Source organism: Aequorivita vladivostokensis (assembly GCF_000952855.1).
GTDB classification, from domain to species: domain Bacteria; phylum Bacteroidota; class Bacteroidia; order Flavobacteriales; family Flavobacteriaceae; genus Aequorivita; species Aequorivita vladivostokensis.
On the sequence record NZ_JSVU01000002.1, the window covers coordinates 23,897 to 49,171 of the forward strand.

General features: G+C 39.9%; 23 protein-coding genes. 14 read left to right on the forward strand and 9 right to left on the reverse strand.

Features of this window, described 5'->3' with window-relative positions; genetic code table 11:
* Positions 1-66 precede the first annotated feature (66 nt).
* The 8 genes from MB09_RS02875 (at position 67) to MB09_RS02910 (ending at position 8,104) form a co-directional block, all read left to right on the forward strand.
* Complete coding sequence (locus MB09_RS02875; RefSeq protein ID WP_045079386.1) at positions 67-831, forward strand: TIGR02757 family protein; 765 nt, start codon at positions 67-69, stop codon at positions 829-831.
* A gap of 125 nt (positions 832-956) precedes the next feature.
* A complete protein-coding gene (locus tag MB09_RS02880) occupies positions 957-2,162 on the forward strand; it encodes a sensor histidine kinase (RefSeq protein WP_045079387.1) in 1,206 nt (401 codons plus the stop codon).
* A gap of 96 nt (positions 2,163-2,258) precedes the next feature.
* Positions 2,259-3,455, forward strand: coding sequence for a sensor histidine kinase (locus tag MB09_RS02885; RefSeq protein ID WP_045079388.1), 1,197 nt, complete (start codon positions 2,259-2,261; stop codon positions 3,453-3,455).
* A 45-nt stretch (positions 3,456-3,500) separates the two neighbouring features.
* Positions 3,501-5,423, forward strand: coding sequence for a BatA domain-containing protein (locus MB09_RS02890; RefSeq protein ID WP_045079389.1), 1,923 nt, complete (start codon positions 3,501-3,503; stop codon positions 5,421-5,423).
* Complete coding sequence (locus tag MB09_RS02895; protein ID WP_045079390.1) at positions 5,420-6,676, forward strand: dihydroorotase; 1,257 nt, start codon at positions 5,420-5,422, stop codon at positions 6,674-6,676. Before MB09_RS02890 ends, MB09_RS02895 begins: the two co-directional genes overlap by 4 nt.
* The gene (locus tag MB09_RS02900; RefSeq protein WP_045079391.1) at positions 6,676-6,996 is read left to right on the forward strand and encodes a hypothetical protein; all 321 of its coding nucleotides are present in this window, start codon (positions 6,676-6,678) and stop codon (positions 6,994-6,996) included. The genes MB09_RS02895 and MB09_RS02900 overlap by 1 nt, the downstream gene beginning before the upstream one ends.
* Positions 6,997-7,047: 51 nt before the next feature.
* A complete protein-coding gene (locus tag MB09_RS02905; protein ID WP_045079392.1) occupies positions 7,048-7,371 on the forward strand; it encodes a DUF4870 domain-containing protein in 324 nt (107 codons plus the stop codon).
* Between the two features lie 76 nt (positions 7,372-7,447).
* Positions 7,448-8,104, forward strand: coding sequence for an alpha/beta hydrolase (locus MB09_RS02910; RefSeq protein ID WP_045079393.1), 657 nt, complete (start codon positions 7,448-7,450; stop codon positions 8,102-8,104).
* A gap of 112 nt (positions 8,105-8,216) precedes the next feature.
* Here MB09_RS02910 and MB09_RS02915 read toward each other — a convergent pair whose 3' ends face one another.
* Both MB09_RS02915 and MB09_RS02920 read right to left on the reverse strand, forming a co-directional pair.
* The gene (locus tag MB09_RS02915; RefSeq protein ID WP_045079394.1) at positions 8,217-8,711 is read right to left on the reverse strand and encodes a hypothetical protein; all 495 of its coding nucleotides are present in this window, start codon (positions 8,709-8,711) and stop codon (positions 8,217-8,219) included.
* Positions 8,712-8,714: 3 nt separating this feature from the next.
* Positions 8,715-9,491 (reverse strand): MBL fold metallo-hydrolase, encoded by a 777-nt coding sequence (locus MB09_RS02920; RefSeq protein ID WP_045079395.1) that lies wholly within the window; start codon positions 9,489-9,491, stop codon positions 8,715-8,717.
* 169 nt (positions 9,492-9,660) lie between these two features.
* Between MB09_RS02920 and MB09_RS02925 the strand changes: the two genes are divergently transcribed.
* On the forward strand, positions 9,661-11,115 hold the full coding sequence (locus tag MB09_RS02925; RefSeq protein ID WP_045079396.1) for a hypothetical protein: 1,455 nt from the start codon (positions 9,661-9,663) through the stop codon (positions 11,113-11,115).
* Here MB09_RS02925 and bcp read toward each other — a convergent pair.
* Positions 11,112-11,564, reverse strand: a complete 453-nt coding sequence (gene bcp / locus MB09_RS02930; RefSeq protein WP_045079397.1) for a thioredoxin-dependent thiol peroxidase — start codon at positions 11,562-11,564, stop codon at positions 11,112-11,114. The genes MB09_RS02925 and bcp overlap by 4 nt on opposite strands.
* Positions 11,565-11,594: 30 nt before the next feature.
* On the opposite strand from bcp, the gene MB09_RS02935 reads away from it, so the two are divergent.
* Entirely contained in the window at positions 11,595-12,257 is a 663-nt protein-coding gene (locus tag MB09_RS02935) for an endonuclease III domain-containing protein (protein ID WP_045079398.1), read from the forward strand.
* A gap of 107 nt (positions 12,258-12,364) precedes the next feature.
* Here MB09_RS02935 and MB09_RS16095 read toward each other — a convergent pair whose 3' ends face one another.
* The gene (locus tag MB09_RS16095) at positions 12,365-12,517 is read right to left on the reverse strand and encodes a hypothetical protein (RefSeq protein WP_165586667.1); all 153 of its coding nucleotides are present in this window, start codon (positions 12,515-12,517) and stop codon (positions 12,365-12,367) included.
* A gap of 57 nt (positions 12,518-12,574) precedes the next feature.
* Positions 12,575-13,159, reverse strand: coding sequence for an RNA polymerase sigma factor (locus tag MB09_RS02940; RefSeq protein WP_045079399.1), 585 nt, complete (start codon positions 13,157-13,159; stop codon positions 12,575-12,577).
* A 255-nt stretch (positions 13,160-13,414) separates the two neighbouring features.
* On the opposite strand from MB09_RS02940, the gene uvrA reads away from it, so the two are divergent.
* Positions 13,415-16,192: an excinuclease ABC subunit UvrA gene (gene uvrA, locus MB09_RS02945; RefSeq protein ID WP_045079400.1), complete on the forward strand. Its 2,778-nt coding sequence runs from the start codon at positions 13,415-13,417 to the stop codon at positions 16,190-16,192.
* A gap of 283 nt (positions 16,193-16,475) precedes the next feature.
* Positions 16,476-17,771 carry a hypothetical protein gene (locus MB09_RS02950; RefSeq protein WP_045079401.1) on the forward strand — a complete coding sequence of 432 codons (1,296 nt, stop codon included), beginning with the start codon at positions 16,476-16,478 and terminating at the stop codon, positions 17,769-17,771.
* 163 nt (positions 17,772-17,934) lie between these two features.
* Here MB09_RS02950 and MB09_RS02955 read toward each other — a convergent pair whose 3' ends face one another.
* The 3 genes from MB09_RS02955 to MB09_RS02965 all read right to left on the reverse strand — a co-directional run bounded on the left by MB09_RS02955 (position 17,935) and on the right by MB09_RS02965 (position 22,075).
* The gene (locus tag MB09_RS02955; RefSeq protein ID WP_045079402.1) at positions 17,935-19,221 is read right to left on the reverse strand and encodes a glycosyltransferase family 4 protein; all 1,287 of its coding nucleotides are present in this window, start codon (positions 19,219-19,221) and stop codon (positions 17,935-17,937) included.
* Positions 19,222-21,657 (reverse strand): YfhO family protein, encoded by a 2,436-nt coding sequence (locus MB09_RS02960; RefSeq protein ID WP_045079403.1) that lies wholly within the window; start codon positions 21,655-21,657, stop codon positions 19,222-19,224.
* Between the two features lie 154 nt (positions 21,658-21,811).
* On the reverse strand, positions 21,812-22,075 hold the full coding sequence (locus tag MB09_RS02965) for a DUF4834 family protein (protein WP_240484797.1): 264 nt from the start codon (positions 22,073-22,075) through the stop codon (positions 21,812-21,814).
* 106 nt (positions 22,076-22,181) lie between these two features.
* Here MB09_RS02965 and MB09_RS02970 point away from each other — a divergent pair, with 106 nt between their 5' ends.
* Both MB09_RS02970 and MB09_RS02975 read left to right on the forward strand, forming a co-directional pair.
* Positions 22,182-23,153: a transporter gene (locus MB09_RS02970; protein WP_045079405.1), complete on the forward strand. Its 972-nt coding sequence runs from the start codon at positions 22,182-22,184 to the stop codon at positions 23,151-23,153.
* Between the two features lie 10 nt (positions 23,154-23,163).
* A complete protein-coding gene (locus MB09_RS02975; RefSeq protein ID WP_045079759.1) occupies positions 23,164-24,282 on the forward strand; it encodes a hypothetical protein in 1,119 nt (372 codons plus the stop codon).
* A gap of 69 nt (positions 24,283-24,351) precedes the next feature.
* On the opposite strand, the gene MB09_RS15390 is transcribed toward MB09_RS02975, so the two are convergent.
* Positions 24,352-25,116, reverse strand: a complete 765-nt coding sequence (locus MB09_RS15390) for a DUF6090 family protein (RefSeq protein ID WP_052671277.1) — start codon at positions 25,114-25,116, stop codon at positions 24,352-24,354.
* Positions 25,117-25,275: the final 159 nt, after the last annotated feature.

The window sequence follows — 25,275 nt, forward strand, 5'->3', positions numbered from 1 at the left end:
AATTCCATCCCGAAAGCTATCGGGACCAAATAAATTTCAAATGCCAAATTTCAAAAATTCACTCTTATGAAGAAAAGTGAATTAAAATCATTTCTTGACGAAAAGGTTGATATCTACAACAATCCCAACTTTATTGAAACCGACCCCATTCAAATTCCGCATCTTTTCACTTTAAAGGAAGATATTGAAATCGCCGGTTTTCTTGTGGCAACGATTGCTTGGGGAAACAGGAAAAGCATCATAAACAACGGCCATCGCATAATGGAGATGATGGGCAATTCGCCCTATGATTTTGTGATGAATTTTTCGGAAGATCGCGCCGCGTCGCTTTCAAATTTTGTCCACAGAACTTTTAATAATGACGATCTTATCTATTTTCTGAAATCGCTTCAAAATATATACAAAAACCACGTCGGGCTTGAAAACGTATTTTCAAAAAATGCTGAAATACATTCGTTACAGCCGGCAATCCATCACTTCAAAAAAACTTTTTTTGAATTGCCCCACCCTTCGCGAATCCAAAAGCATATTAGCGATCCATTCAAAAATTCTGCGGCAAAAAGAATAAACATGTTTCTGCGCTGGATGGTGCGCAACGATAATGCGGGAGTGGATTTTGGAATTTGGAAAAGCATTTCACCGGCAATACTTTCCTGCCCGTTGGACGTTCACTGCGGCAATGTGGCGCGAAAGCTCAAACTGTTAAAACGCAAACAAAACGACGGCAAGGCGTTGGCGGAATTGGATATCGCCCTTCGGAAATTGGATCCAAACGACCCGGTAAAATATGATTTTGCACTATTTGGACTGGGTGTTTTTGAACGGTTTTGATTTTTGGATTAATTCATTTCACATTATTTTTAACGTTTTCTGAACTCATTATAAAATATTGTACATTTACGGTTAATCCTTGAACACCCGATATATTTCGGATTTGAGATAAAGCACTTTAAGCCTTGATAAAACCGCAATTTCCAGTAGATGAAGCGCAACGTTTAGCAGCTGTCCGTTCCTATCATTTAGTGGACACCCTGCCAGAAAGGGATTTTGATAATATTACCGCATTAACAGCCAATATTTGTGATGTGCCCATATCCTTGGTGACTCTTTTGGAGGCAGATCGCAATTTTCTGAAATCGCATTACGGTATTCCGTTTAACGAATCTCCCCGTGACATTTCGTTTTGTGGTCATGCTATTTTGGATGAAAAGGATATTTTTATTGTTGAAGATGCCAGAAAAGACGACCGTTTTAAAGACAATCCTTTGGTAACCGAAATGAACGCAATTTTTTACGCCGGTGTGCGCTTGGTAAATAGTGATGGTTATCCATTGGGGACACTTTGCGTTTTCGACACAAAACCGCGTGTTTTGACCAAATCGCAGAAAAAAGCCCTTATAGCTATGGCCTATCAGGTTGTGAATCTTTTTGAGGCCAGAAAACGCAACAGAGCCTTGCTATCGGTTCAGAAAGAACTTAGGGAGCGCAACGAAGAGCTCAAAAATTTTGCTGGCGTAGTATCGCACGACATGAAAATGCCACTGGCCAATATGATCATTACATCCGATATGCTCCGTTCAAAATACGGTCAATATTTAGATGACCAAGGCAAGGAATATCTTGACTATATAAAGCAATCTTCCTTTACCTTAAGTGAATATGTTACGGGTCTTTTGGAGCATTATGAAACTGACAAAACCGCCTCTTTAATCAGCGAGCCTTTTGACAGTCAGGACCTTTTGGAAGAAATAATAGAGTTGTTGAACATTAATGTAGATTGCGAGATAAACCTTCCGGAGGAAAATATTGAAATGCACGCAAACAAGGTGGCACTGGAGCAAATTCTTCTAAATTTGATAGGCAACAGTTTGAAATACAACGACAAGGAAAAGATAAAAATAGATTTGGATTGTATTGAGAAAGATGGTTTTTACCACATCACGGTTGCAGATAATGGAATGGGGATACCAAAAGATAAAGTAGCCCATATTTTTGATTTGTTTGTAACTACCGGTACTTTGGACAGAAATGGAAAAAAAGGAAATGGCATTGGCCTCTCGACTGTAAAAAAGCTTGTTGACAGATTGAATGGTGAAATTTCCGTTTCCTCCACGCTTGGAGAGGGTACTACATTTAAATTCAGCATTAAAAAACTGGGTTGACTCTCGAATGAGTAATTAAAATACTCATCAATTATAAATTCTGTGCCCCAATTCAGATTATAGTTACCTGCGCAAACTACAATGGTTTAATTTTTTATGATTTTCCCCGACATCCCCGAAAATGAAGCGGCCCGACTTGCCGAACTGAAAAAATACAATCTATTAGATACACTTTCCGAAAACGATTTCGACAATATTACAACGCTAATTGCTGCCATTTGTGAAGTGCCGATTGCGTTGATTACCTTATTGGATACCGATCGAAATTTCTTCAAATCGCATTTTGGTTTGGATTTTAACCAATCGCCGCGTAATATCTCTTTTTGTGCGCACGCCATCCTGCAAGAACAGGAAGTTTTCATAATTAATGACGCGACCACCGATGCCCGTTTCAAAGATAATCCTTCGGTAACCAAAGATGGCGCTGTATTTTACGCAGGGGTTCCGCTTATTAATCCAAACGGTTTTAAACTGGGCACCTTATGTATTTTTGATTACAAATCAAGAAATTTGACGGAGGTACAGATTATCAGCCTTAAATCCCTCGCCAAGCAGGTAGTAAATCTTTTTGAACTTCGGAAGAAAAACAATCTTTTAATAGAGTTCCAAAAAGAGTTGCAGGCCCGAAATGAAAGGCTGGTGAATTTTGCACACGTGGTGTCGCACGATCTTAAATCGCCATTGGCCAACATCACCTCCCTTACCCGAATGCTTCGTGAGGAAAACACCGAGAAACTTTCCCCCGATTCCGAAATGTACCTTGACTATATAGAAGAATCGTCCTTGACACTGAAAAATTATATTACCGGTATTTTAAAATTTTACAAAGCAGACGAATTGCTTGAATCGGAAAAACAAGACGTAAAATTAAAATTGCTTTTTGAAAACGTAACCGAAGTATTTGTTGCAGACGATATTACTTTTGAGTATCCCAAAAAGGGCGTTCTAAAAAACGTAAATAGCGCCGCCCTTACGCAGATTTTTCTAAATCTAATAGACAATAGCCTAAAATATAACTTGAATGAACAGCGCTTAATATCCATAAAATATTGGGAGGACCCAGATTTCCACAATTTTTCGATAGCTGATAATGGTATGGGAATTGATTTTGGAGTACAGGAAGAAATTTTCAATCTTTTTAAAACCACCGGCATAAAGGATCGAAACGGAAAAGAAGGCACGGGTATTGGGCTGGCAACCGTAAAGAGCCTTGTTTCAAAGCTGGGCGGCAGCATTTCCCTGAAATCTGAACTCGGAAAAGGAAGCACCTTCACCTTTACCATCCAGAAATAGGTTTTATTACGCTGCATTTTTTATCTTTGGCCAATATTTATAGGAATGCAGTTCAAACACCCAGAAATTCTTTACGCCCTTTTCCTACTGCTCATCCCGATATTTATTCATCTTTTTCAGCTTAGGCGTTTTCAGAAAGTAGATTTTACCAACGTCGCTTTTCTCAAAAAAGTAACTATCCAGACCCGAAAGAGTTCGCAGCTCAAAAAGTGGCTTACGTTATTGATGCGTCTGCTCGCTTTGGTGTGTATTATTATTGCCTTTGCACAACCTTTCACCGCTTCCAAGACTGCTTTAAATACTAAAAAGGAAACCGTCGTTTATATTGACAATTCCTTTAGTATGCAGGCCAAAGGCGCAAAGGGTCCAATGCTGGAGCGGGCTTTGCAGGATTTGTATGATAAAATGGGCGGAACGGAAAAACTGAGTTGGTTCACAAATAATTCGGAAAGAAAGAATGCCTCGTCCCAAGATTTTAAAAATGAAGTGCTTTCAATCCAATATTCCCAGAGTCAGTTGACACCTTCGCAGGTTTTATTGAAAGCCAGACAACTTTTTTCCGATGAAAAAGATACGGCGAAGCGTTTGGTGTATCTCTCAGATTTTCAAGTGAAGGATAACTTTCCCGAAATTCCGGAAGATATGCTCGTGGATGCCGTGCAACTGAAAGCCGTAAACACCTCAAACATTGCCATTGACAGTGCTTACATCGCTTCAAAAAATGCTGCGGTAACACAATTAAATGTAAAAGTCTCAAATACGGGAGCCGAAATTTCCGAAGTGCCCATTTCTCTGTTCAATAGAGAGAAATTGATAGCCAAAACCGCAGTGGATTTTTCCGAAAATGCCAGTGGAACCGTGACTTTTGATATCGACAATTCAGAAGAATTCATTGGAAAGTTGGAGATTAATGAAGCAAATCTTCCTTTTGACAACACACTTTTTTTCAGCATAAACAAACCCGGAAAAATAAAGGTCCTGGCCATTAACGAAGCCGACGGCAACTATCTGCAACGCCTTTTTGAAAAGGACGAATTTCAGTTTACGCAACAAACTTTTAAAACTTTGAACTACAATGAAATTCCCGACCAAAATTTCATCGTGCTCAATGAGTTGAAGGAAATTCCCGCATCTTTGGCCACGGCGCTTAAATCTTTTAGTGACGATGGCGGAAGCATTTTGGTTATCCCCGCTTCGCAGGCAGATTTAGGTAGTTATAACAACTTCCTGTTATCAATGGCCCTGGGAACGCTTTCCGAAGCGAAAATCCAGGAAAAAATGATTATAAAAATCGTTTTTTCGCACCCGCTCTTTAAAGATGTTTTTGAAAAGGAAATTGATAATTTTCAGTACCCGAAAGTCAATTCGTATTACAATATATCCTCAAATGCTACCTCCGCGCTTGCTTTTGAGGACAATCAGCCCTTTTTGCTTCAAAAGAATAAAACCTATCTGTTTACAGCTCCAATAAACAAGGAAAATTCCAATTTTCAGAATTCTCCTTTGGTCGTCCCCACGATTTATAATATGGCCCTGCAAAGTTTGCCCTTACCTCGCCTGTATTACACCATTGGGCAGCAGAATTCCATTGCGGTTCCCGTGAAATTGGGCCCCGATGAAATACTGACCATTAAGGATAGTACGGAGCAGTTTATACCGCTTCAACAAACAAAGGCCAATTATGTTTTAATGACAACTACGGAAGAACCCGATAAAGCAGGAAATTATCAAATAGTGAAGAAAAACGAGTTTTTGGAAAACATAAGTTTCAATTATGTCCGTAGCAAAAGTGAACTGCAATATCTAAACCCCGAAGATTGGGAGGGCGCGGAAGTTTACAGCTCTGTGGAAGATCTTTTTGATTCACTGGCTGATGAAAGTGTGATTAACAGTATTTGGAAATGGTTTGCTATTTTTGCATTGCTCTTTTTACTTTTTGAAATGCTTATCTTAAAATTCTACAAATGAAGATATTACTGAAATCTGCCACCATTGTTGATGCTTCAAGCAAACATCATTTAAAGAAACGGGATGTTTTGATAGAAAACGGTAAAATTTCAAAAATTGCCGCGAGCATTCCTTCTTCCGAAAAAGTAAAGGAAATTTCACTGAAAAATCTGCACATTTCGCAGGGTTGGTTTGACAGCAGTGTTTCCTTTGGAGAACCCGGTTTTGAAGAGCGGGAAACAATTGAAAACGGTTTAAAAACGGCAGCCCACAGTGGTTTTACCAGTGTTGCGGTAAATGCCAACAGTTTCCCGGTAACGGACAGCAAAGGCCATATAAAATTTCTGAAGAGCAAGGCCGAAGGAAATGCGGTGAGCCTCTACCCCATCGGCGCGCTTACCGTGGGAAGCAAAGGAACAGACCTCGCCGAACTGTACGATATGCAGAACGAGGGTGCGGTTTCTTTCTACGATTATAAAAACCCAATCGCGAACGCAAACTTGCTGAAAATAGCCCTGCAATACACCCAGAATTTTGAGGGTTTGGTGCAATCGTTTCCTTTTGAAAAATCTGTAGCCCGAAACGGAATGGTAAACGAAGAAGTAAACAGCACCCGATTGGGCTTAAAGGGAATTCCCGCACTTTCGGAAGAGCTCCAAATAATCCGCGATTTATATATTCTTGAATATACGGGTGGCAAGCTCCACATCCCGACCATTTCAACTAAAAAATCTGTAGAGCTGATTAGGGAGGCTAAGAAAAAGGGACTAAAGGTAACGTGCAGCGTTGCCATTTTCAACCTTATTTTAACGGATGATGCTCTGGAGGAATTTGACACAAACTATAAATTACTTCCGCCGTTGCGGACAAAAGAAGATGCCAAAGCATTAATAAAAGGCCTGAAAGACGGCACCATTGACGGTATCACCAGCGACCACAACCCTATTGATGTGGAGCACAAAAAAACCGAGTTTGAGCAGGCCTATTTTGGAAGTGTTGGTTTAGAAGCCTGTTTCGGGGCGCTCAACAAGATTTTGGGAATTGAACAATCGGTCAATGCACTTATGGGCTTGAAGAAAACTTTCAAAATTCCTTCGGAAAAAATTGAGGAAGGAAACCGTGCCGAGCTTACCCTTTTCAACCCTGATATAACTTGGGAATTTGCTGAACAGGATATTCTTACAACTTCAAAAAATGCAGCACTTCTCGGAACAAAGCTAAAGGGAAAACCTTACGGAATTCTGGCAAATAACCAATTGGTACTGAACAACTAATGAAAAATATACCCGCCGGAAGAACGACTGCCCTTATTGCCTATGCCCCATTTGTGGGGTTTATGATTGCCTTTTTTATAAACCGGGATGAGAATCACGACTTTGCAACTTGGCACATCAAAAATATGTTCGGGATAACCCTTATGTTTATCGTTTCCCTGGTTATTCAATCGCAAATAGACGTAACGGCTGGCGACATTATTTGGCTTATCTGTTTTATAGTGTGGCTTTATTGCTGGGCGATGGCTTATTTCAACAAGAAAAAGGGCATTCCATTTTTAAGTGAAAAATTTCAGGAATGGTTTACTTTTTTAAATTAAAGTATTGATTATCTTTAGCTTAAATAAACCACTAACCTTAAAACGAATAAAATGGAAACAACTACAGATAACGGCAAAACGGTTGCCATTATAGCCTACATTACACTTATTGGCTGGATTATCGCACTAATAATGAACAATGGAAACAAAACGGCTCTTGGCTCCTTCCACGTACGCCAATCTTTGGGCATTATGTGTGTGGGAGTGGTACTGAGTATCATTATAAGTTTTATTGGCATTTCTATACTGAGCTGGATTGTGCAACTGGCCATATTGGTCTATTGGCTTTTGGGATTGATTAGCGCGGTACAGGGCGAAATGAAACCCGTGCCGGTATTTGGCGAACAATTTCAAGAATGGTTTAAGGGAATTTAAATTTTAATAATTTTTAACGGGACCTTTTAAGCTGAAACAACTTCAGTTTAAAAGGTCTTGTTTATTTTTGCAGCCTATGGAAAAACAGACCCTACTTTTGGAACACAATTATAGACCCGCGAAAGACCAATCAGGAAAACCGCCTGCAATTATTATGCTGCACGGCTTTGGCAGCGATGAAAATGATTTGTTTTCTTTTGCCAGCGAACTTCCGGAGAAATACGCAATCATTTCTTTAAAAGCTCCAATTCGTTTGGAACCTTACGGAAATGCTTGGTACAACATATATTTTGACAATGCGCAGGGTAAATTTAGCGATGACGAACAGGCCATTGCTTCCCGCGAATTGATCTCAAAATGTATCGATGAAATTATTGAAAAATACAAAGTTGATGGAGAAAACATCATTTTATTAGGCTTTAGCCAAGGTACCATTTTAAGTTTCGCCGTTGCGCTGAGCTATCCTAGCAAGGTTAAAAATGTAATCGGCTTGAGCGGTTATATAAACGAAGAAATCTTAAAGGAAGGATACGCCAAAAATGACTTCAGCAATCTTAACGTTTACACTTCCCACGGCAGTGTGGACCAAGTAATCCCCGTGCAATGGGCGCGGCGAACCGAGCCATTTCTCAAAAAATTAAATATAGATTGTAAGTATTCTGAATTTCCCGTAGGTCACGGCGTTGCTCCACAGAATTTTCGGGAGTTGAAGGAGTGGTTGGGGAAACGGTAAGTTTTTAGTTTTCAGTCGCAGTATTCAGTCGCAGTTTTCAGTGGCTGTGGTCAATAAAAAAACCCCAATAACCCAATAACCCAATAACCCAATAACTTAATAACTTAATAACTTAATTAGGATAAAGAAAGGATGCAATTGGCGTCAATTCCAGTTCGTTTCTTTCGTTGAAATAATATTCCAAAATCATTTCGCCCCAATAGGTGTTGTCGGTAAAATCCGCAAGAATCCATTTGTGGTTGAGAAATTTCAGTTTATTGATTTTCATATCGCCTTCCATGCCCTCGAAGGGTACCAAAGGGTTGTTGCCCTTCTGTAAATTGAAATCATAAATCTGGTCTGAAACCATTGCTTCCACCTCGGCCGCTTCATAACCACGGTTTTCAAAATAAGTCATTGCGTTGTCATTTCCCATTAAGGTGAAATAGTTCAAATCCATTATCCTGCCGTTCATTCCCTCAATGGAATCACTATATTTCTGTACCCTGGCCTCCAATTTTTCAATTTGCGATTCCTGCGATTCAAAAATGCTTTTCTCATTCATATATTGATAAATAATGAAAAGCACTGCGAAAAGAAACAGATACATAAAAATTTTATTTCTCATAAATCAAATGGTTATTGTGAGTGTATCATAGGCCAGATGCACGTTTTTCGGAAGTTTTTTCTCTACTTCCTCGTGAAAGCCCATTAAATGGCTAATATGCGTAAAATATGCTTTCTCGGGTTTGATTTTTTCAACAAAATCAAGCGCCTCAGAAAGGTTAAAATGTGAATAATGGGGTTCTTCCCGTAGGGCATTTACCACTAAAACCTTAGTGCCCTTTATTTTTTCAATTTCTTCCGCGGCAATGGTTTTCACATCCGTCAAATAGGTGAAATCTGCCACGCGAAAGCCTAAAACCGGTAGGTTGTCGTGATAGGCCTCTATGGTAACCACCTGCTTCCCTCCTATGGTAAAGGTGCTGTCCTTGTCTATTTCAATTTCTTCAATACTCGGCGCTCCGGGATATTTATTTTCAGTTTCAAAAATATAGGCAAAGCGCTCGTGCAGTGATTTAAAAACGCGTTTGTGGGCGTAAAATGGCATTTTGCCCTGCATAAAATTAAAGGGCCGAATATCGTCGAGACCTGCGGTATGGTCGCTATGCTCATGGGTTAAAAGAATTCCGTCAACGCGGGTCACATTTTCGCGCAACATCTGCTGTCTAAAGTCTGGCCCACAATCAATAACGTACGAAAATTCATCCCAGCCGAGCAGAACTGATACCCGCAGACGTTTATCCTTGGGATTTGTACTTAAACAAACCGGATGGTCACTGCCAATTACGGGAATTCCTTGGGAGGTTCCAGTTCCGAGGAAAGTTACTTTTAAAGTACCGCTCATCTGTCCAAAAAATTTACTTTTTTAAACGTGAGATGTAACATATTTATAGAATTTAGCGTTGTGTTATCAAGAATCATATTACATATTTCGCTCTCGCAAAAATACTGGTATTTTTTTTGTTTACCTATTGTATTTGCTACCTTTGTTATATTAAAAAGAGAACGTTGCTATGCCAGAAACCATAATAGGAGACAAGGAATTTGAAAATATTCCCTCCATAAAAAGTAAGGCTTTACGAATCAATCTGAACGAAAACATTTACGGCACTTTTGCCGAAATTGGAGCCGGGCAAGAAACCGTTCGGAATTTTTTTAGGGCCGGCGGCGCCTCTGGGACCATCGCCAAAACAATGTCTGCCTACGATAAGGATTTTAGCGACGCAATCTATGGTATTGAGGAAGATGGAAGATATGTGACCGAATCGAGGCTTCAGAAAATGCTCTCGCACGAGTTCGATCTGATTGAAGAGCGCATTAACCGTGAAAAACACCCCAACAGACTTTTCTTTTCATACGCAAACACCGTTGCCACCATCGATTTTGCCAAAAAATACAAAGGCCATGGTTGGGTGGGGATTCGATATCAAATTGACCCGAAAGAGCCCTATAATGAAATAACACTTCACATTCGGTTTCACGAGAACGACGCACAGCTACAGCAAATAACCCTTGGAATATTAGGGGTGAATTTAATATATGGCGCATACTACAAATATGACCAGCCCAATAAACTGTTGCGCTATCTGTACGATCATATAGACAAGGACAAAATTGAAATTGACACCATCAATTTTTCGGGACCGAGATTTAAGGACGTTGATAACAGATTGATGAGCCTTCAATTGATCAAAAACGGGATGACGGATGCCGTTATGTTTGACCCCGATGGCCACAACATTCTGCCCGCAAGAATACTTTATAAGAAAAACATATTGGCCCTTCGCGGTAGTTTTAGACCTGTAACGAAGGTGAACATAGATATGTTTGAACGCTCCTATGAAATGTTTCTGAAGGAAAACAGGGTGGAAAAGGATAGAACGGAGGTTATTTTTGAAATAACACTGTCAAACCTACGTGCCGAGGGGGAAATTGATGAAGAGGATTTTATGGATAGGGCCAGATTGCTCTGTTCTCTGGGACATACCGTTATGATTTCAAATTTCCAGGAATATTATAAACTTGTAGAATATTTCTCAAGATATACCAAGATGCGCATGGGGCTCGCCATGGGCGTCAACAATTTAGTGGATATTTTTGATGAAAAATATTATCGCCATTTGAGCGGCGGTATCTTGGAAGCCTTTGGAAAGCTGTTCTTTAAGGACTTGAAGGTTTACCTCTACCCCATGAAAGACCCCGAAACGGGAGAATATACCACAAGCGAAAACCTAAAGGTTCACCCCCGTATGAAGGAACTCTACAAATTCTTCAAATACAACGGCAAGGTTGTGGACATCACTGATTACAACCCGGACAATATGGAGATATTCTCCCGCGAAGTGCTTGGAATGATTGAAAAAGGTGAAGATGGCTGGGAGCAGATGCTACCTCCGGGGGTTTCAGAAATTATAAAGGAAAAGCAACTCTTCAATTATAGACCCACTGCGGAAAAGGTTGATAGTTAATCCAAAATTTGCGCCGCGTGGTCTTTGGTCTTTACCTTGTCAATTACACGTGTAATGATTCCGTTTTCGTCTATAATAAAGGTTTTTCGGTGAATTCCGTCAAATTCCCTACCCATGAACTTTTTAGGCCCCCAAACCCCGAAAGCATTTATCACCTCTTTATTCTCATCGGCCAATAACGGAAATGGGAAATTGTATTTTTCCCTAAAGTTTTTTTGACGTTTTTCACTGTCGGCGCTTACTCCCAATAATTCATACCCTTCTTTTTGGAGTTCCTTATAATTATCGCGAAGGTTACAGGCTTCAGCAGTACAGCCGGGTGTGTTTGCTTTTGGATAGAAAAAGACAACCCATTTTTTTCCTTTATAACCTTTTGAGGAAATACTATTTCCGTCCTCATCGTTTACTTTGAAATCTGGAGCCTTATCTCCTACCTTTAATGTTTTCATTATCCTTATTTTTGCATAAAAGTACTTAAAATGACCAAGCAGGAAAAGGTAACCTTTGTTATTGATACGTTAAATAAGAATTATCCACAAGTTCCAATTCCCTTGGAACATAAGGATCCCTATACTTTATTGATCGCCGTGCTGCTTTCTGCTCAAAGTACCGACGTTCGCGTCAACCAAATTACGCCCTTGCTGTTTGAAGTAGCTGATAATCCCTATGATATGGTAAAACTAACCGTAGAAGAAATCAGGGAAATAATTAAACCCGTAGGACTTTCACCGATGAAATCAAAAGGCATCCATGGACTCTCAAAAATATTAATAGAGAAATATGACGGTAAGGTTCCCGCTGATTTTGAAGCCTTGGAATCCCTTCCCGCCGTGGGTCACAAAACGGCAAGTGTGGTTATGAGCCAAGCCTTTAATATTCCTGCCTTTCCCGTTGACACCCACATCCATAGATTGATGTACCGTTGGGGTTTTTCGAATGGTAAAAATGTAGTTCAGACCGAAAAGGATGCAAAGCGTTTGTTTCCAAAGGATCTATGGAATATTCTCCATCTTCAGATTATATGGTACGGCAGGCAATACTCCCCGGCCCGTGGTTGGGATTTGGAAAAGGACATAATCACAAAGACCATTGGCAGGAAATCTGTGATAAAAGAGTATTTAAAGAAGGTAGATAAGAGATGAGCGATGAACTATGCACATTATGCCCGTAAATAAATTTCCCCTTCGGGGGCTAAGGGCTTTTTTTCAAAAAAAACCCCGAAAAGCTAATTCCGGGGTTTCTCCAAAGTTTAGTTTAGAAGTGCTTCAAACTTCATTTTATGGTAATCTATAACACTTAAAGCCATCGAATAATCCAGAAGAAATTTTATGGTTTCCTCTTTTGGAACGAGATTTTTATTCACGCCGTCCACTCGTGATGTTTCAGAGTAAAATTTTTGCATAGAATATTATTTTGAGGTTTTATTTTCAAATAACGTAGCAAAAATTACTTTATTGTATCAATTGGTCAATATAATATTATGTTTATCAATTACTTTGCGCAAATTGATAAGGGCATAACGCATCCGGCCCAGTGCTGTATTGATACTAACCCCTGTTTGCTCACTAATCTCCTTGAAGCTCATATCTTTATAAATTCGCATCATCAACACCTCTTTTTGATCATCTGGCAATTCAAGAATCAATCTGCGCACATCGCTTTCCACTTGGCCCTTAATGATTTGTTTTTCAACATTTAAGGCATTATCGCTCAAAACGGAAAAAATATTGAAATCATTATTGTTTTCAAACTTAGGCATGCGGTTGTTCTTTCTGAAATGGTCAATCACCAAATTATGGGCAATTCGCATCACCCACGGAAGAAATTTCCCCTCTTCGTTATAGGCTCCTTTTTTTAAGGTCTTGATAACCTTAATAAAAGTGTCCTGGAAAATATCCTCGGCGACATCCCTGTCAAAAACTTTCGAATAAATAAAACTGTAAATTCTTTGCTTGTGTCGAGTTATCAGCTCGCTAAGTGCAGATTCATTACCGTTCATATAAGCGCTCACTAAAAACGCATCAGAGTTTGTGCTTTGCTTCATATCAATACTTCTTTAAAAAATAAACAACTATGGATTTGGTTGCTTAGTTAAAATGTTTATTTGTTAAAAGTAATGATCAGCTATAGGCAATAATTTTTTTATATGACGTTAAGAGCCGTAAATATAACAACAAAGAAATCACAAATGCAAAAAAAAGGTTAAATTTTTCATTAAAAAATAATAGTAACCGCAAATGTGCATTGCTGAAACCGATATAGTATCTTTGCGAAAAGCTATAAAAAAAGGAAAATTACATTGAGTACCGAAACCGTAGATACTAAAAAAAACATCCTTATTCAGGGTGCAAAACTTCACAATCTTAAAGACATTTCCGTCGCTATTCCGCGCAACAAATTGGTAGTTGTAACCGGTCTTTCGGGCAGCGGAAAATCCAGCTTGGCGTTTGACACGCTTTATGCCGAAGGCCAGCGACGTTACGTGGAGAGCCTTTCCAGCTATGCCCGTCAATTTTTGGGAAGATTGGACAAGCCAAAAGTAGATTCCATAAAAGGGATTGCGCCCGCCATTGCAATCGAGCAGAAAGTAAATTCCACAAACCCGCGTTCCACGGTTGGGACTTCCACCGAGATTTATGATTATCTGAAATTGCTCTACACCCGGATTGGAAAAACCATATCGCCAATTTCTGGCAAGGAAGTTAAAAAAGACACGACCACAGATGTTATAAATTTCATAAAAAAATTTCCCGAAGGCGAAAAATTACTGCTCCTCGCTCCTATCATTTTGGAAGAAGGCCGCACGATGGAGAATAAAATCCAAGCACTGGCGCAACAGGGCTATTCCAGAATTAAAGTGAAGGCTGAAGTTGTTCGGATCGATGAATTGGAGGGAAAATCATTTCCAAAGAAGATAGATTTGGTCATTGACCGGATTATTACCAAAGACGAAGAGGATTTCTATAACCGTCTTGCTGATGCTGTTGAAATAGCGTTTTTTGAAGGAAAAGGTGAATTGTATATTGAAACGCTTTCTTCAAATAAAATAACAGAATTCAATAATCGATTTGAAGCAGACGGCATGGTTTTTATGGAACCAAACGTGCATCTTTTCAGTTTTAACAATCCTTACGGCGCGTGCCCTACTTGTGAAGGCTATGGCGATGTGATTGGCATTGATGAAGATTTGGTCATCCCAAACACCGCCCTCTCCGTGTATGAAAACGCCATATTTCCGTGGCGTGGCGAAAGTATGAGTTGGTATCGGGATCAATTGGTTAACAACGCTTACAAGTTTGACTTTCCAATTCACAAACCGTGGTTCCAGCTTACCGAAGAACAAAAACAGCTTGTTTGGGACGGAAATAAGTATTTTGAGGGATTGAATTCCTTCTTTTCGTTTTTGGAATCAAAAAGCTATAAAATCCAAAACCGGGTTATGCTCTCGCGCTACCGCGGAAAGACGAAATGCGCAACGTGTAAAGGAAAACGTCTTCGTCCAGAAGCTGGATATGTAAAAATAAACGGAACAGCAATTCAAGAATTAGTCGAGCTGCCTTTAGACAAAACGGCGATATTTTTTAAAAATTTAGAGTTGTCCGAGTTTGACGAAAAAGTCGCAAAGCGTTTGCTGCTTGAAATCAACAACCGACTTCGTTTTTTGCAGGATGTTGGCTTGGGCTATTTAACATTGAACAGAAAATCGAACACACTCTCGGGCGGTGAATCACAGCGAATCAATCTCGCCACCTCTTTGGGAAGCAGCCTTGTGGGCTCTATGTATATTTTGGACGAGCCCAGCATTGGACTCCACCCAAAAGACACGGAACGGCTTATCGTGGTTTTAAAATCCCTTCGCGATTTGGGCAATACGGTAATTGTGGTTGAACACGATGAGGACATAATGAAAGCCGCCGATGAAATTATAGACATCGGTCCCGAAGCCGGAACGTTTGGCGGCGAAGTGGTTGCCCAAGGAACCTATACTGAAATTTTACAATCAAACTCGCTTACCGCGAAGTATTTGAATGGCGAAATGGAAATTGAAGTTCCAAAGAAACGGCGTACTTCAAAAAATAAAATTATAATCAGTGGAGCTCGGCAAAATAACTTGAAAAATATAGACGTAACTTTTCCATTGAATGTTTTCACGGCAGTTACGGGCGTTTCCGGTAGCGGAAAAAGTACGTTGGTAAAGAAAATTCTCTATCCAGCCCTGATGCGTGAAATTGGTGGTTATGGTGAAAAACCCGGACAGTTTTCAGAAATAAAAGGAGATTTCAACACCATCAAAAGTATTGAATTTATAGACCAAAATCCAATTGGTCGCTCCAGCCGAAGCAATCCGGTGACCTACATTAAGGCGTATGATGATATTCGGAATTTATATGCCTCACAAAAGCTTTCGGACATTCGCGGGTATAAAGCAAAACATTTCAGCTTCAACGTAGATGGCGGGCGGTGTGAAACCTGCAAAGGCGAAGGCGAAGTAACCATCGAGATGCAATTTATGGCAGATGTGCATTTGGTATGCGATACCTGCAACGGCAAACGTTTCAAAAAAGAAGTGCTGGAAGTAACGTTTCAAAATAAAAACATAGACGATATCCTTACAATGACTGTGGATGATGCCGTTGCATTCTTTAATGAACATAAGCAGGATAAAATTGCGGCGAAATTGCAACCCCTGCAGGATGTGGGATTGGGTTATGTTCAGTTGGGGCAAAGCTCCTCCACCCTTTCCGGTGGCGAGGCACAGCGTATCAAGCTTGCTTCGTTTTTGGTAAAAGGAACATCAAAAGAGAAAACCGTTTTTATATTTGACGAACCTACAACAGGGCTTCATTTTCACGATATCAAAAAATTATTGGCTTCTTTTTATGCTTTGCTGGAAAGAGGGCATACCGTAATTGTTGTAGAACATAATTTAGATTTGATAAAATGTGCAGACCACATTATCGATTTGGGCCCTGAAGGCGGCGAAAATGGTGGACAAGTAGTTGCAACAGGTACTCCGGAAGAAGTTGCGAAAAATAAGGACTCATTTACCGCTTCCTATCTAAAAGAAAAACTTTAAGAGTTACTATGTTTTTTTGGCACACTAATTGAAATCAAAATAACAGAAAATAAGACTTTTAGTTTTTTTGGTTGGTTAGTTTTTAAAATCCGTTGGAGCAGTAAATACCTTCAGCGGATTTTTTATTTGAATGCTCCCAAAATTCCAATTTAATCTTATAATAGCTTAAAGCACTACTGAAAATCAATGATTTAAAAACTTGGCACGGTCGTTGGTTATTTAAAAGCGTACTCCGCTAACCAAGAAACATCATGCAAGTACAAACCTTTTAAAATTGAAACTTATGAAAAACATAGCATTTATTTTCAGCATCCTTTTGATGGGATTTTCAGCAAATGCAACTACCCACGAAAGTGAAGACCAGTACAGAAGGGGATACGACGGAAGCGCCTACATTTTTGTGGAAGGCGACGTAGAATTCTCCGTTTTCCCAGACGGCCAATTCGATTTTGTGTACGTTGGGCCCCAAAAAGGTTCAAGCGTTACCATTAACACTCCCAATGTGAACATAAGTTTCAATTCGGGTTATGATTATGATGCTTATGTGCAGTATGACGATTACGGCGCAGTAATACAAGTGGAAAGTGTTCCTATTTATTATGATTACTACGGCCGTATCATTCAAGCCGGTAATGTTGATATTCAATACAACGACCGTCGCGTGGTTCGTGTGGGAGGACTTCATGTTATTTATAACAACCGTGGCCACTTTTCACACGCCACCGGTATCATAAATGTATATAATCCATACTATGTTTATCGTCCTTGGCACGTGTATTATGCGCCACCTATTTTTACACACTGTGTAGTTTATGATCTGCCATATAGGAGATATTACAGCCCAGTGAGATATAGTTATCACGATCACGTAGTTTACTACAAAAAGAGACATCATGTGGCCTACCACAATGGCCGCAGGGATTTTTATCGCCCAGGAAGCCGTGTTTACGACAAAAAAGGTAGAGCATCGGTAAATAAGAACTTCGATCCGAATAGAAAAAATACCATGGTTGCAACCAGCAATCCACGATCCAATAGTTCCATTCGAACCAATAGCTCTGTTCGAAACAATAACGCCCGCGGCAGCAATAACGTTAGAAGTAACAACTCTCGAGTTACAAGTGAAGGAAGAAGTAACAATACCCGTAGGGAAACCGTTTCAAGAAATAGAAGCACAAACAGCAAAGGTGCAGCGGCCATTGACAGAAGCAAGCGAAATGACAGAAATTACTCGAGCAAGTCAACAAGAAATACGGTACATACCCGAAACAGCGACAACGCGAAAGTAAGTAGCAATAGAAATAATGTTAAAAACACCCGAAGTGAAAATGTGGTGCGTTCATCTAATAAACGGAGCGTTTCCAACAACAAAACGGTTCAAAGACAAACCCGAACCACACCTAACAACAGAAGCACTTCGATAAGCCGAAATAAAGCACAGGCTCCAAAGCGTGAAACCGCTAGCCGAAGCCGCAACACAGTAAATAAGTCCAGCGCTCCTTCGCGCAATAGTTCAAAAGCGAAAACCTCACGAGGCAGTTCCTCAAGAGAAGCTAGCTCCAGAGGCGGACGCGGATAAAGATAGTTTTTTGGTTGGTTGAAAACCTCCGTGAATCTGTATGATAACAGAGGATCGGAGGTTTTTGTGAATCGAGATCAAAGGGAAACAGGAAAAAAGACTAAAGGGAACCAGGAAAATAGAGCTTCGATCCAACTACAGTCTACCGACTACCGACTACCGACTACCCACTACTGACTATAATCAAAGACGCCATTTGCCTCGTCAGCTCCCTCCTACTATATTTTTCAATTCCTTCGGAAGCAACCTTTAGCTCGCCCTTTTTGAAATCTTTGTATAATTGGAGAATCTCAGTTTTCAATTCATCATCGTCCCAATAGCTAAAAAATTTCCCCGATTTGGTCTCATTAATAATTCCCTCAATATCACTTTCCTTCGGCCCCAAAGCGATTATTGGGCGTTTGGCAGCGAGATATTCAAAAAGCTTCCCGGGAATAATGGCACGGGTTTCCGCGCTGTTTATTTCCACCAAAAGTAAAACCTGGCTTTTATGCTGAAGCCGCAGTGCTTCGGAATGCGAAACATAGCCCAAAAATTCACAATTCTTTATTAGCTGAAAGTTTTCAAGACTTTGCTTCACTTCTTCACTTACGGCACCAGCAAATTTCAACTGCAAATCGTTTTTGAAGGAAGTATCTTCCCTGCAGATTTCAGCAAGCACTTTCCACAAAAACTCTGGATTGCGTTCGCTTAAAAGCGAGCCTATGTGTGAAATGGAAAACTTGGAATCCATCTCAAAATCTATTTTTCCTGAAATATCGTACCCGTTTGTTATAACCTCAATCGGGGTTTCGGTAATCATTTCAAATTCTTTTTTGGTTGTTGGACTGGTTACCGTTATTATGTCTGCGGCTTTCAATACGGAAGCCTCCAACGCTTTGTGTTTGCGTTCCGAAGCTTTGTTCAACCGAAGCGATTTGTGGTAATGGATTGTCGTCCACGGATCGCGGAAATCTGCAATCCACTTGACGTTCAGGTCTTTCTGAAGTTGCATACCTATTAAGTGAAGGCTGTGCGGCGGACCGGTTGTAATCACAACATCCACTGGATTTTCAGCAATATATTTTGAGAGTAATTTTACCGACGGTTTTACCCAGCCCACCCGCGCATCGGGGATAAAAAAATTCCCGCGAACGTAGAGCATAAGCTTCTCCACTGCGGAAATTTCCTTTTTTGAAATGATGCCGCTGCTCATCTGCTTGGTTTTCTTTTTTGAAAAGAGTTTCGCAAAACGATACGGTTCATTGATTGGCTGTTTTAATACTTCAATATCCGAAGGAATTTCCGAAGCAAAGTTTTCATCAATCAAGGGATAGTTAGGGTTTTCGGGCGCATACACAATTGGTTCCACGCCAAACTCCCGAAAATATTTTACAAATTTCAACCACCGCTGTACGCCCGGGCCGCCCGCGGGAGGCCAATAATATGTGATGATTAGGGCGCGTTTCATTTATTCATTAAGTTCTTTTTTGCGAAAGGCGAAATACAGCCCGCTCAATAAAATCAAAAGAAATATAATACTGCTCACCAATGAAATGGTGCTTCCCGTTTGTATCACTTTGGGCTCAAACTTGAATTCTATTTTATTATTTCCGGGAGGTATAACCATTGCTCGCAGCACGTAATTGGCACGGAAATATTCCGCAGGTTTTCCATTTATGTAAGCATTCCAGCCTTTTGGATAATATATTTCGGAAAAGATTGCCAATTGAGGTGATTTTGTGGAAGCTTCATAAACCAGATGATTCGGCTGATAGGTAAATAACTCAATAGTTGCGGTACTGTCCCTCTCAATATTTTGGTTAGGGATTTTAGAAAGAAATTTTTGGTTTACAACCGCTGTTTTTTTCGTGTCCAAACTGTCCAGAAGTTGGATTTCCTCATCGGCATTTTTGGCCGGCTGCACGTTTTCCACGAACCAAGCATCGCCATTTGCGTATGGATTGCGCTGTGCTACCGGACCACCATTTTTTGTTTTCGTAATTATGTAACGCACGTTAAGCATATTTAGGATGCCAATATTTCCTTGGCTGATATAATATTCAAAAAGGTCCTGCATTCTTCCCGGCTTGGCTGCGTGATACCCGCCCAAAGCGTTGTGGAAATAACTGGCCCGACCACTGTTAAATGCGTTTGTTGTGGCATCGTAAACGCGGTGATGCCCATCGTCTTCCAAAATTTGGATGTCGGCGCCATTCTTTTGGAAGGGTTCGTCCACCAATCTGGCTTGCACAAAATCTTCTTCATTTACATATCTTCTATCAACCCCTACCAAATCGACCAAAACCAAAACACAAAGCGCAGCCACGGCGAACCCCTTTTTTAGCGTTCCCTTCATAAAAAACCAAAGAACAGCGGCCGTCAATAGTACAAATATCAGCGAACGGATTGCATCGGAAGCAAAGAGCGACATTCGGTCTTCACGGATTGCCTCCACGAAAGGAAGGCCCATTTCTTCCCTAAAATAGCTGTCGTACGGACTTGCAAAATCGAATAATGTTGCTTTAAAAAGAATAAATAGCAACGTAAGTCCGCCCACAATTCCCGTGGACCAGAGCAGGGCTTTCTTCTTTTCCGCTTCCCTTTCAAATTGATTAAAAAACTGGTGAAGTCCCACAATAGCGAGAATTGGAAGAATTAATTCGATAATTACCTGAATAGAGGAAACCGCGCGGAATTTATCGTACATCGGCACATAATCAATAAAGAATTGGGTCAAACCTTTAAAATTGTCTCCCCAAGAGAGCAGCAGGGTTAAAATAAAGCCCGAAACCACCCACCATTTTAATCTGCCGCGGACCAAAAAGAGCGCCAGCACGGCAAGAAAAATCACAATCGCGCCGATATACGCGGGAGCCCCCACATAGGTCTGATTGCCCCAATACATCGGGATTTGGCTTAAAACCTGATTGGCTTCCTGCGCAGAAGCACCCATTCGCATCAAGCTCTCTACGGTTTTTGAATCCTTCGGAAATGCTTCGGAAGAGCTTCCGCCCATAAACCGCGGAATGAAAAGATTGAAACTTTCCAGCCTTCCATAGCTGTATTCCGTGATATAATCGTAATCAAGGCCCGTTTTGTTATCTTTTGGGGTACCGTCCGCATTTACGGTCAATTCAGTTTTTCCGCGGGTTGAAGTATCGGCGTATTCCTTGGTTGCCAAAATATTTGTGGCATTCAACCCGATGGAAATAATTACGGCAACTACCATAATTCCAACGGCCTTAAAATAATGTGGAAGCAATTTCTTCCTATAAGCATCAATCAAATAAACAATCCCGATGATTATCACCAAAAGCATCAAGTAATAGGTCATTTGGAAGTGGTTGGCCACCAATTCCAGCGCCATCGAAACCGTGAGCAGTAAAAATCCCCAAAGATATTTTCCGTGGAAGGTGAGAAATATTCCACTTAAAACAAAGGGCATATAGGCTATGGCGTGGGCTTTTGCGTTGTGCCCAACGCCAAGGATAATGATTAAATACGTTGAAAAGCCAAACGCCAGCGCACCCAAAAAAGCCAGTTTATAATCCACTTTCAGCACCAAGAAAAGAATATACATTCCTATGAAATAGAGGAAAAGATAATCTGCCGGACGCGGCAAAAATCGGATTGCGAGATCGAGCTGTTTTATGTAATTGTTCGGATATTTTGCGCCCAGTTGATAGGTAGGCATCCCGCCGAAAGCCGCATCGGTCCAATAGGTTTCCTCCCCTGTGGCTTTTCTGAAATCATTTTGTTGTTTCGCCATTCCAGTGTATTGCACAATATCGCTTTGGAATATTTTTTTTCCCTGTAAAACTGGGTTGAAATAGGCCAACGAAGCCACGATAAACAAAACAAAAACAACTAAATGGGGAAGGAATTTCTTAAAGTTGGGCTGCATAATTTGGCGTGTGGATTTGAAGAGGGGAAATTAGGGATTTTTTTGGAAACACGAACCACTCCTATAGGGAAACACGAACCACGACGTTTTGATACACGACCAAAATAATGTCTATTTGTCGTGAGTCGAAACGTCGTGGTTCAAAATGTCTTTATCAATCTACCTCCTCAAACTCCACATATTCCCCAACTTTTTTACTCTTTCGGGAATTTTGCGATGGGTTTTTGTCGATGGTGATACTTCCCTCCTTTTTGTGCTGAGAATTCATATCTGGATTATTTCCAAAGAATTGCTCAAACTGCTGTCCGGCTTTTTTCGAAATATAGCGCATTAAATAAGGAGTGGCGAGCCTGATAAGAAACTTAAGCCCGAAATATACCAGAAGAACGATCAGTATCGTTTTTAGGAATGTCATCATAATTGTAAAATTCTTTCCAAAAATAAGGATTGGTGTATAAAAAGACGAATGTTGACTATTAAATAAATGGTAAAATCTTATATCTTTGAACTAAACCCAACTTTCCATGAATATCAAACTTCCCTTTCTATTTCTGCTGAGTTTATTGGCTATTTCACACGCTTCCGCACAATATACCGAAATGATAAACACCAACCGCCCCGGTGGTTCTCAGGGTGCATTTTCGGTGGGTACAAATGTACTCCAGTTTGAAACCGGATTTAGCTATGGAAAGGAAAAGCACGAGCTTTTAAAAACCGAGACCAATGGCTTTGCGATAGATTATTCGGTTCGATACGGTTTCTGGAAGGAACGTCTGGAAGTGAGCATAATGGGCGAATTTCAGTCAAATACTGTTACCGATAATCGTTCTGCAGTTGCGAGGGAGTATGGTCTTTCCAATTTTAAAAGCAACACGATTGGTGCTAAATATTTGATATATGATCCCTATAGAAAACGGGAACTTAAAGGCCCGAACCTCTACAGTTGGAAAGCCAATAATAAAACCCAATGGGCAGACTTAATACCCGCAATCTCCATTTACGCTGGTGCCAATTTTGATTCTGCAGATAATCCTTTCACACCCGAAACTGAGAGCACCATCAGTCCAAAGTTTGTGCTCGCCACCCAAAACAATTTTATAGGAGGCTGGGTTTTTGTAACTAACATAATTGTGGACCGGGTAACTACCGAATTTCCCACCTATGGCTATATCGTAACCTTAACACATGCTACGAACCGCTATTTTTCAGTTTTCCTAGAAAACCAAGGCTTTAAGAGTGATTTTTATTCAGATCAACTTTTGCGTGGCGGCGCCGCAGCCTTAATAAATCAAAATTTACAGGTAGATCTTTCGCTCACCTATAGCTTTAAGGATACTCCTTCAAAGTTCTACGGCCGCGCTGGATTGGCCTACCGCTTTGATATGCACAATAAAGATGAATACCTCGAAGACAAAGTAAATAAGGAGATGAAAGAGAAGGATAAAAAAGAAGAGCGACAAGAAGAATTGGATTTGGATGAAAACGGCGAAAAATAATGTTCAAAGTATGATTACAGTTAAACAACTAACCTCAAAAAGTGATCTTAAAAAGTTTGTCACTTTTCCCTTTAAACTTTATAAAGACAGCAAATATTGGGTTCCATCGCTTATTAAAGATGAAATGGAAACCTTGGATGCTGATAAAAATCCGGTTTTCAAAAATGCCGAAGCTTGGTATTATTTGGCATATATAAATGAAGAAATTGTTGGTCGCATCGCAGTTATTTTAAATCATTTTGAGGTAAACGAACAGGGAAAGAAAAAAATCCGCTTTGGCTGGCTTGATATGGTCGATGATATTGAAGTGACCAAAGCCCTACTTGAAAAAGTATATGAAAAAGGCCGCGAACACAATCTTGAATACGCCGAAGGCCCCGTGGGTTTTAGCAATATGGAGAAAGCGGGAATACTAACCATGGGCTTTGAGGAAATGAATACCATGATTACTTGGTACCATTACCCGTACTATGCGGAACATCTTGAAAAATTGGGTTTTGAGAAACAGGCTACCTGGGTGGAATACACTTTAAAAATTCCAGAAGCCATTTTTGAGAAAGTAGCTAAATTTTCAAAAATCGTGCGCGAGCGCTATAAACTTTCAGTGATTAGATTTAAGGACAAAAAGGAAATACTGCCTTATGTTGACGACATGTTTGGCCTGCTTAACAAAACCTATAATACCTTACAAACCTTCGTGCCTATCCAGCAATATCAGATAGATTATTACAAAAAGAAATATTTCAGCTTTATACATCCCGATTATATTTGCTGTATAAAAGATGAAACCGGAAAATTGATTGCCTTTTCAATCGTGATGCCCTCCTTTTCAAAAGCATTGAAAAAAGCGAACGGAAAGCTCTTTCCTTTTGGATGGAACCATATTTTAAAAGCCCAGAAAAAGAACGACACAGCCGCTTTCTATTTAATAGGAATTGACCCAGAATACCAAGGCAAGGGCGTTACCGCAATAATTTTTGAGGAAATGCAATACCTCTTCAATTCCAAGGGAATACAGACTGTGGAAACCAATCCAGAATTAAAGGAAAACACCGCTGTACAGTTGCTTTGGAAAGATTACAATCCTATACAGCATAAGGAGCGGAGTACTTTTAGGAAGGATATTTAGATTTTTTGATTTATAGTTTTATGTATGCGTTCATATGTTATAGATACATGTGGTACTGTAGTTATAATATCAATTATCATATGAATCTATTTCCCTGATTACATTTTCACCTACTTCATCAAGTTGACCGTATAAATCAATCATCCAATCAAACTGAAAAGCTGCTAAATTAATTACATTTCTATATGATGCAGATGAAGTGTACTCTTTAAAATCCTCAATATATTCAGATTGGGGTGTAGCTCTTAAGCTTAATGAATCTGGAGGTAAGAAAGCAGTTGCGAGGACCAACGATTTATCAAATTGAGAGGAAAGATAATTTTCTTGCCCTTTTAGATAACCATTATAACTTCCTTCATTTTGGGAAATGTCATCCACTAGCCTGTGGTATCGGATCAAAAGGGAATCTAAATCCGTATTGTTTATTTTACCGAAATAATTAGAGTTTTTTAGCGCTTCATAGCCGCCTGTGTTAGGTTTGAAATGAAACTCCATAAAGGCAGACCCACAACCCATGAGCAGAAGCAAGTTTTCTTCTTCCTTTTTATCTAGAATTGCCGTTCTTGCTTTCTTACAAAGATTTCCAATATTTTTTCGATACTTAGTTAATGAATCTAACATTCTCATATCTTCTTGGGTGTGTGATTTTATCTTTCCCAAGTATTCCCTCAAAATTTTATCATCTTTCTTTACCTGATTCCAATTGTTTATCTGAAGAGCAATCAAAATACCTATAACAACCAATAAAATCTCACCAATGGCATATTTTAAATACTTACTGGTTTGACCATTTGATAGTAAATCATATCTTATTTTTCTAAAGATTTTTATCATTGGTTAGTGTTTGATTATAAGGCATTACAACTTGTTACATGATAGTTTTTTATTGTTGTTATCTTGTAAAGTTAATTAAAAACGCCAAAAAGTTATTCCAAAAAAATTTAGGGCATAAAAAATCCACCCAAAAAAAGGTGGATTTTTCAATATTATAAG

Bases quoted from the DNA above. Each gene is read 5' to 3' on its own strand.
- MB09_RS02965 (WP_240484797.1), bottom strand. From the start codon at position 22,075: ATGATGACATTCCTAAAAACGATACTGATCGTTCTTCTGGTATATTTC.
- MB09_RS02920 (WP_045079395.1), bottom strand. From the start codon at position 9,491: ATGAGCGGTACTTTAAAAGTAACTTTCCTCGGAACTGGAACCTCCCAA.
- MB09_RS02975 (WP_045079759.1), top strand. From the start codon at position 23,164: ATGATTACAGTTAAACAACTAACCTCAAAAAGTGATCTTAAAAAGTTT.
- MB09_RS02910 (WP_045079393.1), top strand. From the start codon at position 7,448: ATGGAAAAACAGACCCTACTTTTGGAACACAATTATAGACCCGCGAAA.
- MB09_RS02935 (WP_045079398.1), top strand. From the start codon at position 11,595: ATGACCAAGCAGGAAAAGGTAACCTTTGTTATTGATACGTTAAATAAG.
- MB09_RS02875 (WP_045079386.1), top strand. From the start codon at position 67: ATGAAGAAAAGTGAATTAAAATCATTTCTTGACGAAAAGGTTGATATC.
- MB09_RS02925 (WP_045079396.1), top strand. From the start codon at position 9,661: ATGCCAGAAACCATAATAGGAGACAAGGAATTTGAAAATATTCCCTCC.
- MB09_RS02885 (WP_045079388.1), top strand. From the start codon at position 2,259: ATGATTTTCCCCGACATCCCCGAAAATGAAGCGGCCCGACTTGCCGAA.
- MB09_RS02960 (WP_045079403.1), bottom strand. From the start codon at position 21,657: ATGCAGCCCAACTTTAAGAAATTCCTTCCCCATTTAGTTGTTTTTGTT.
- MB09_RS02895 (WP_045079390.1), top strand. From the start codon at position 5,420: ATGAAGATATTACTGAAATCTGCCACCATTGTTGATGCTTCAAGCAAA.
- MB09_RS02890 (WP_045079389.1), top strand. From the start codon at position 3,501: ATGCAGTTCAAACACCCAGAAATTCTTTACGCCCTTTTCCTACTGCTC.
- MB09_RS02955 (WP_045079402.1), bottom strand. From the start codon at position 19,221: ATGAAACGCGCCCTAATCATCACATATTATTGGCCTCCCGCGGGCGGC.
- MB09_RS16095 (WP_165586667.1), bottom strand. From the start codon at position 12,517: ATGCAAAAATTTTACTCTGAAACATCACGAGTGGACGGCGTGAATAAA.
- MB09_RS15390 (WP_052671277.1), bottom strand. From the start codon at position 25,116: ATGATAAAAATCTTTAGAAAAATAAGATATGATTTACTATCAAATGGT.
- bcp (WP_045079397.1), bottom strand. From the start codon at position 11,564: ATGAAAACATTAAAGGTAGGAGATAAGGCTCCAGATTTCAAAGTAAAC.
- MB09_RS02905 (WP_045079392.1), top strand. From the start codon at position 7,048: ATGGAAACAACTACAGATAACGGCAAAACGGTTGCCATTATAGCCTAC.
- MB09_RS02900 (WP_045079391.1), top strand. From the start codon at position 6,676: ATGAAAAATATACCCGCCGGAAGAACGACTGCCCTTATTGCCTATGCC.
- MB09_RS02950 (WP_045079401.1), top strand. From the start codon at position 16,476: ATGAAAAACATAGCATTTATTTTCAGCATCCTTTTGATGGGATTTTCA.
- MB09_RS02915 (WP_045079394.1), bottom strand. From the start codon at position 8,711: ATGAGAAATAAAATTTTTATGTATCTGTTTCTTTTCGCAGTGCTTTTC.
- MB09_RS02970 (WP_045079405.1), top strand. From the start codon at position 22,182: ATGAATATCAAACTTCCCTTTCTATTTCTGCTGAGTTTATTGGCTATT.
- MB09_RS02940 (WP_045079399.1), bottom strand. From the start codon at position 13,159: ATGAAGCAAAGCACAAACTCTGATGCGTTTTTAGTGAGCGCTTATATG.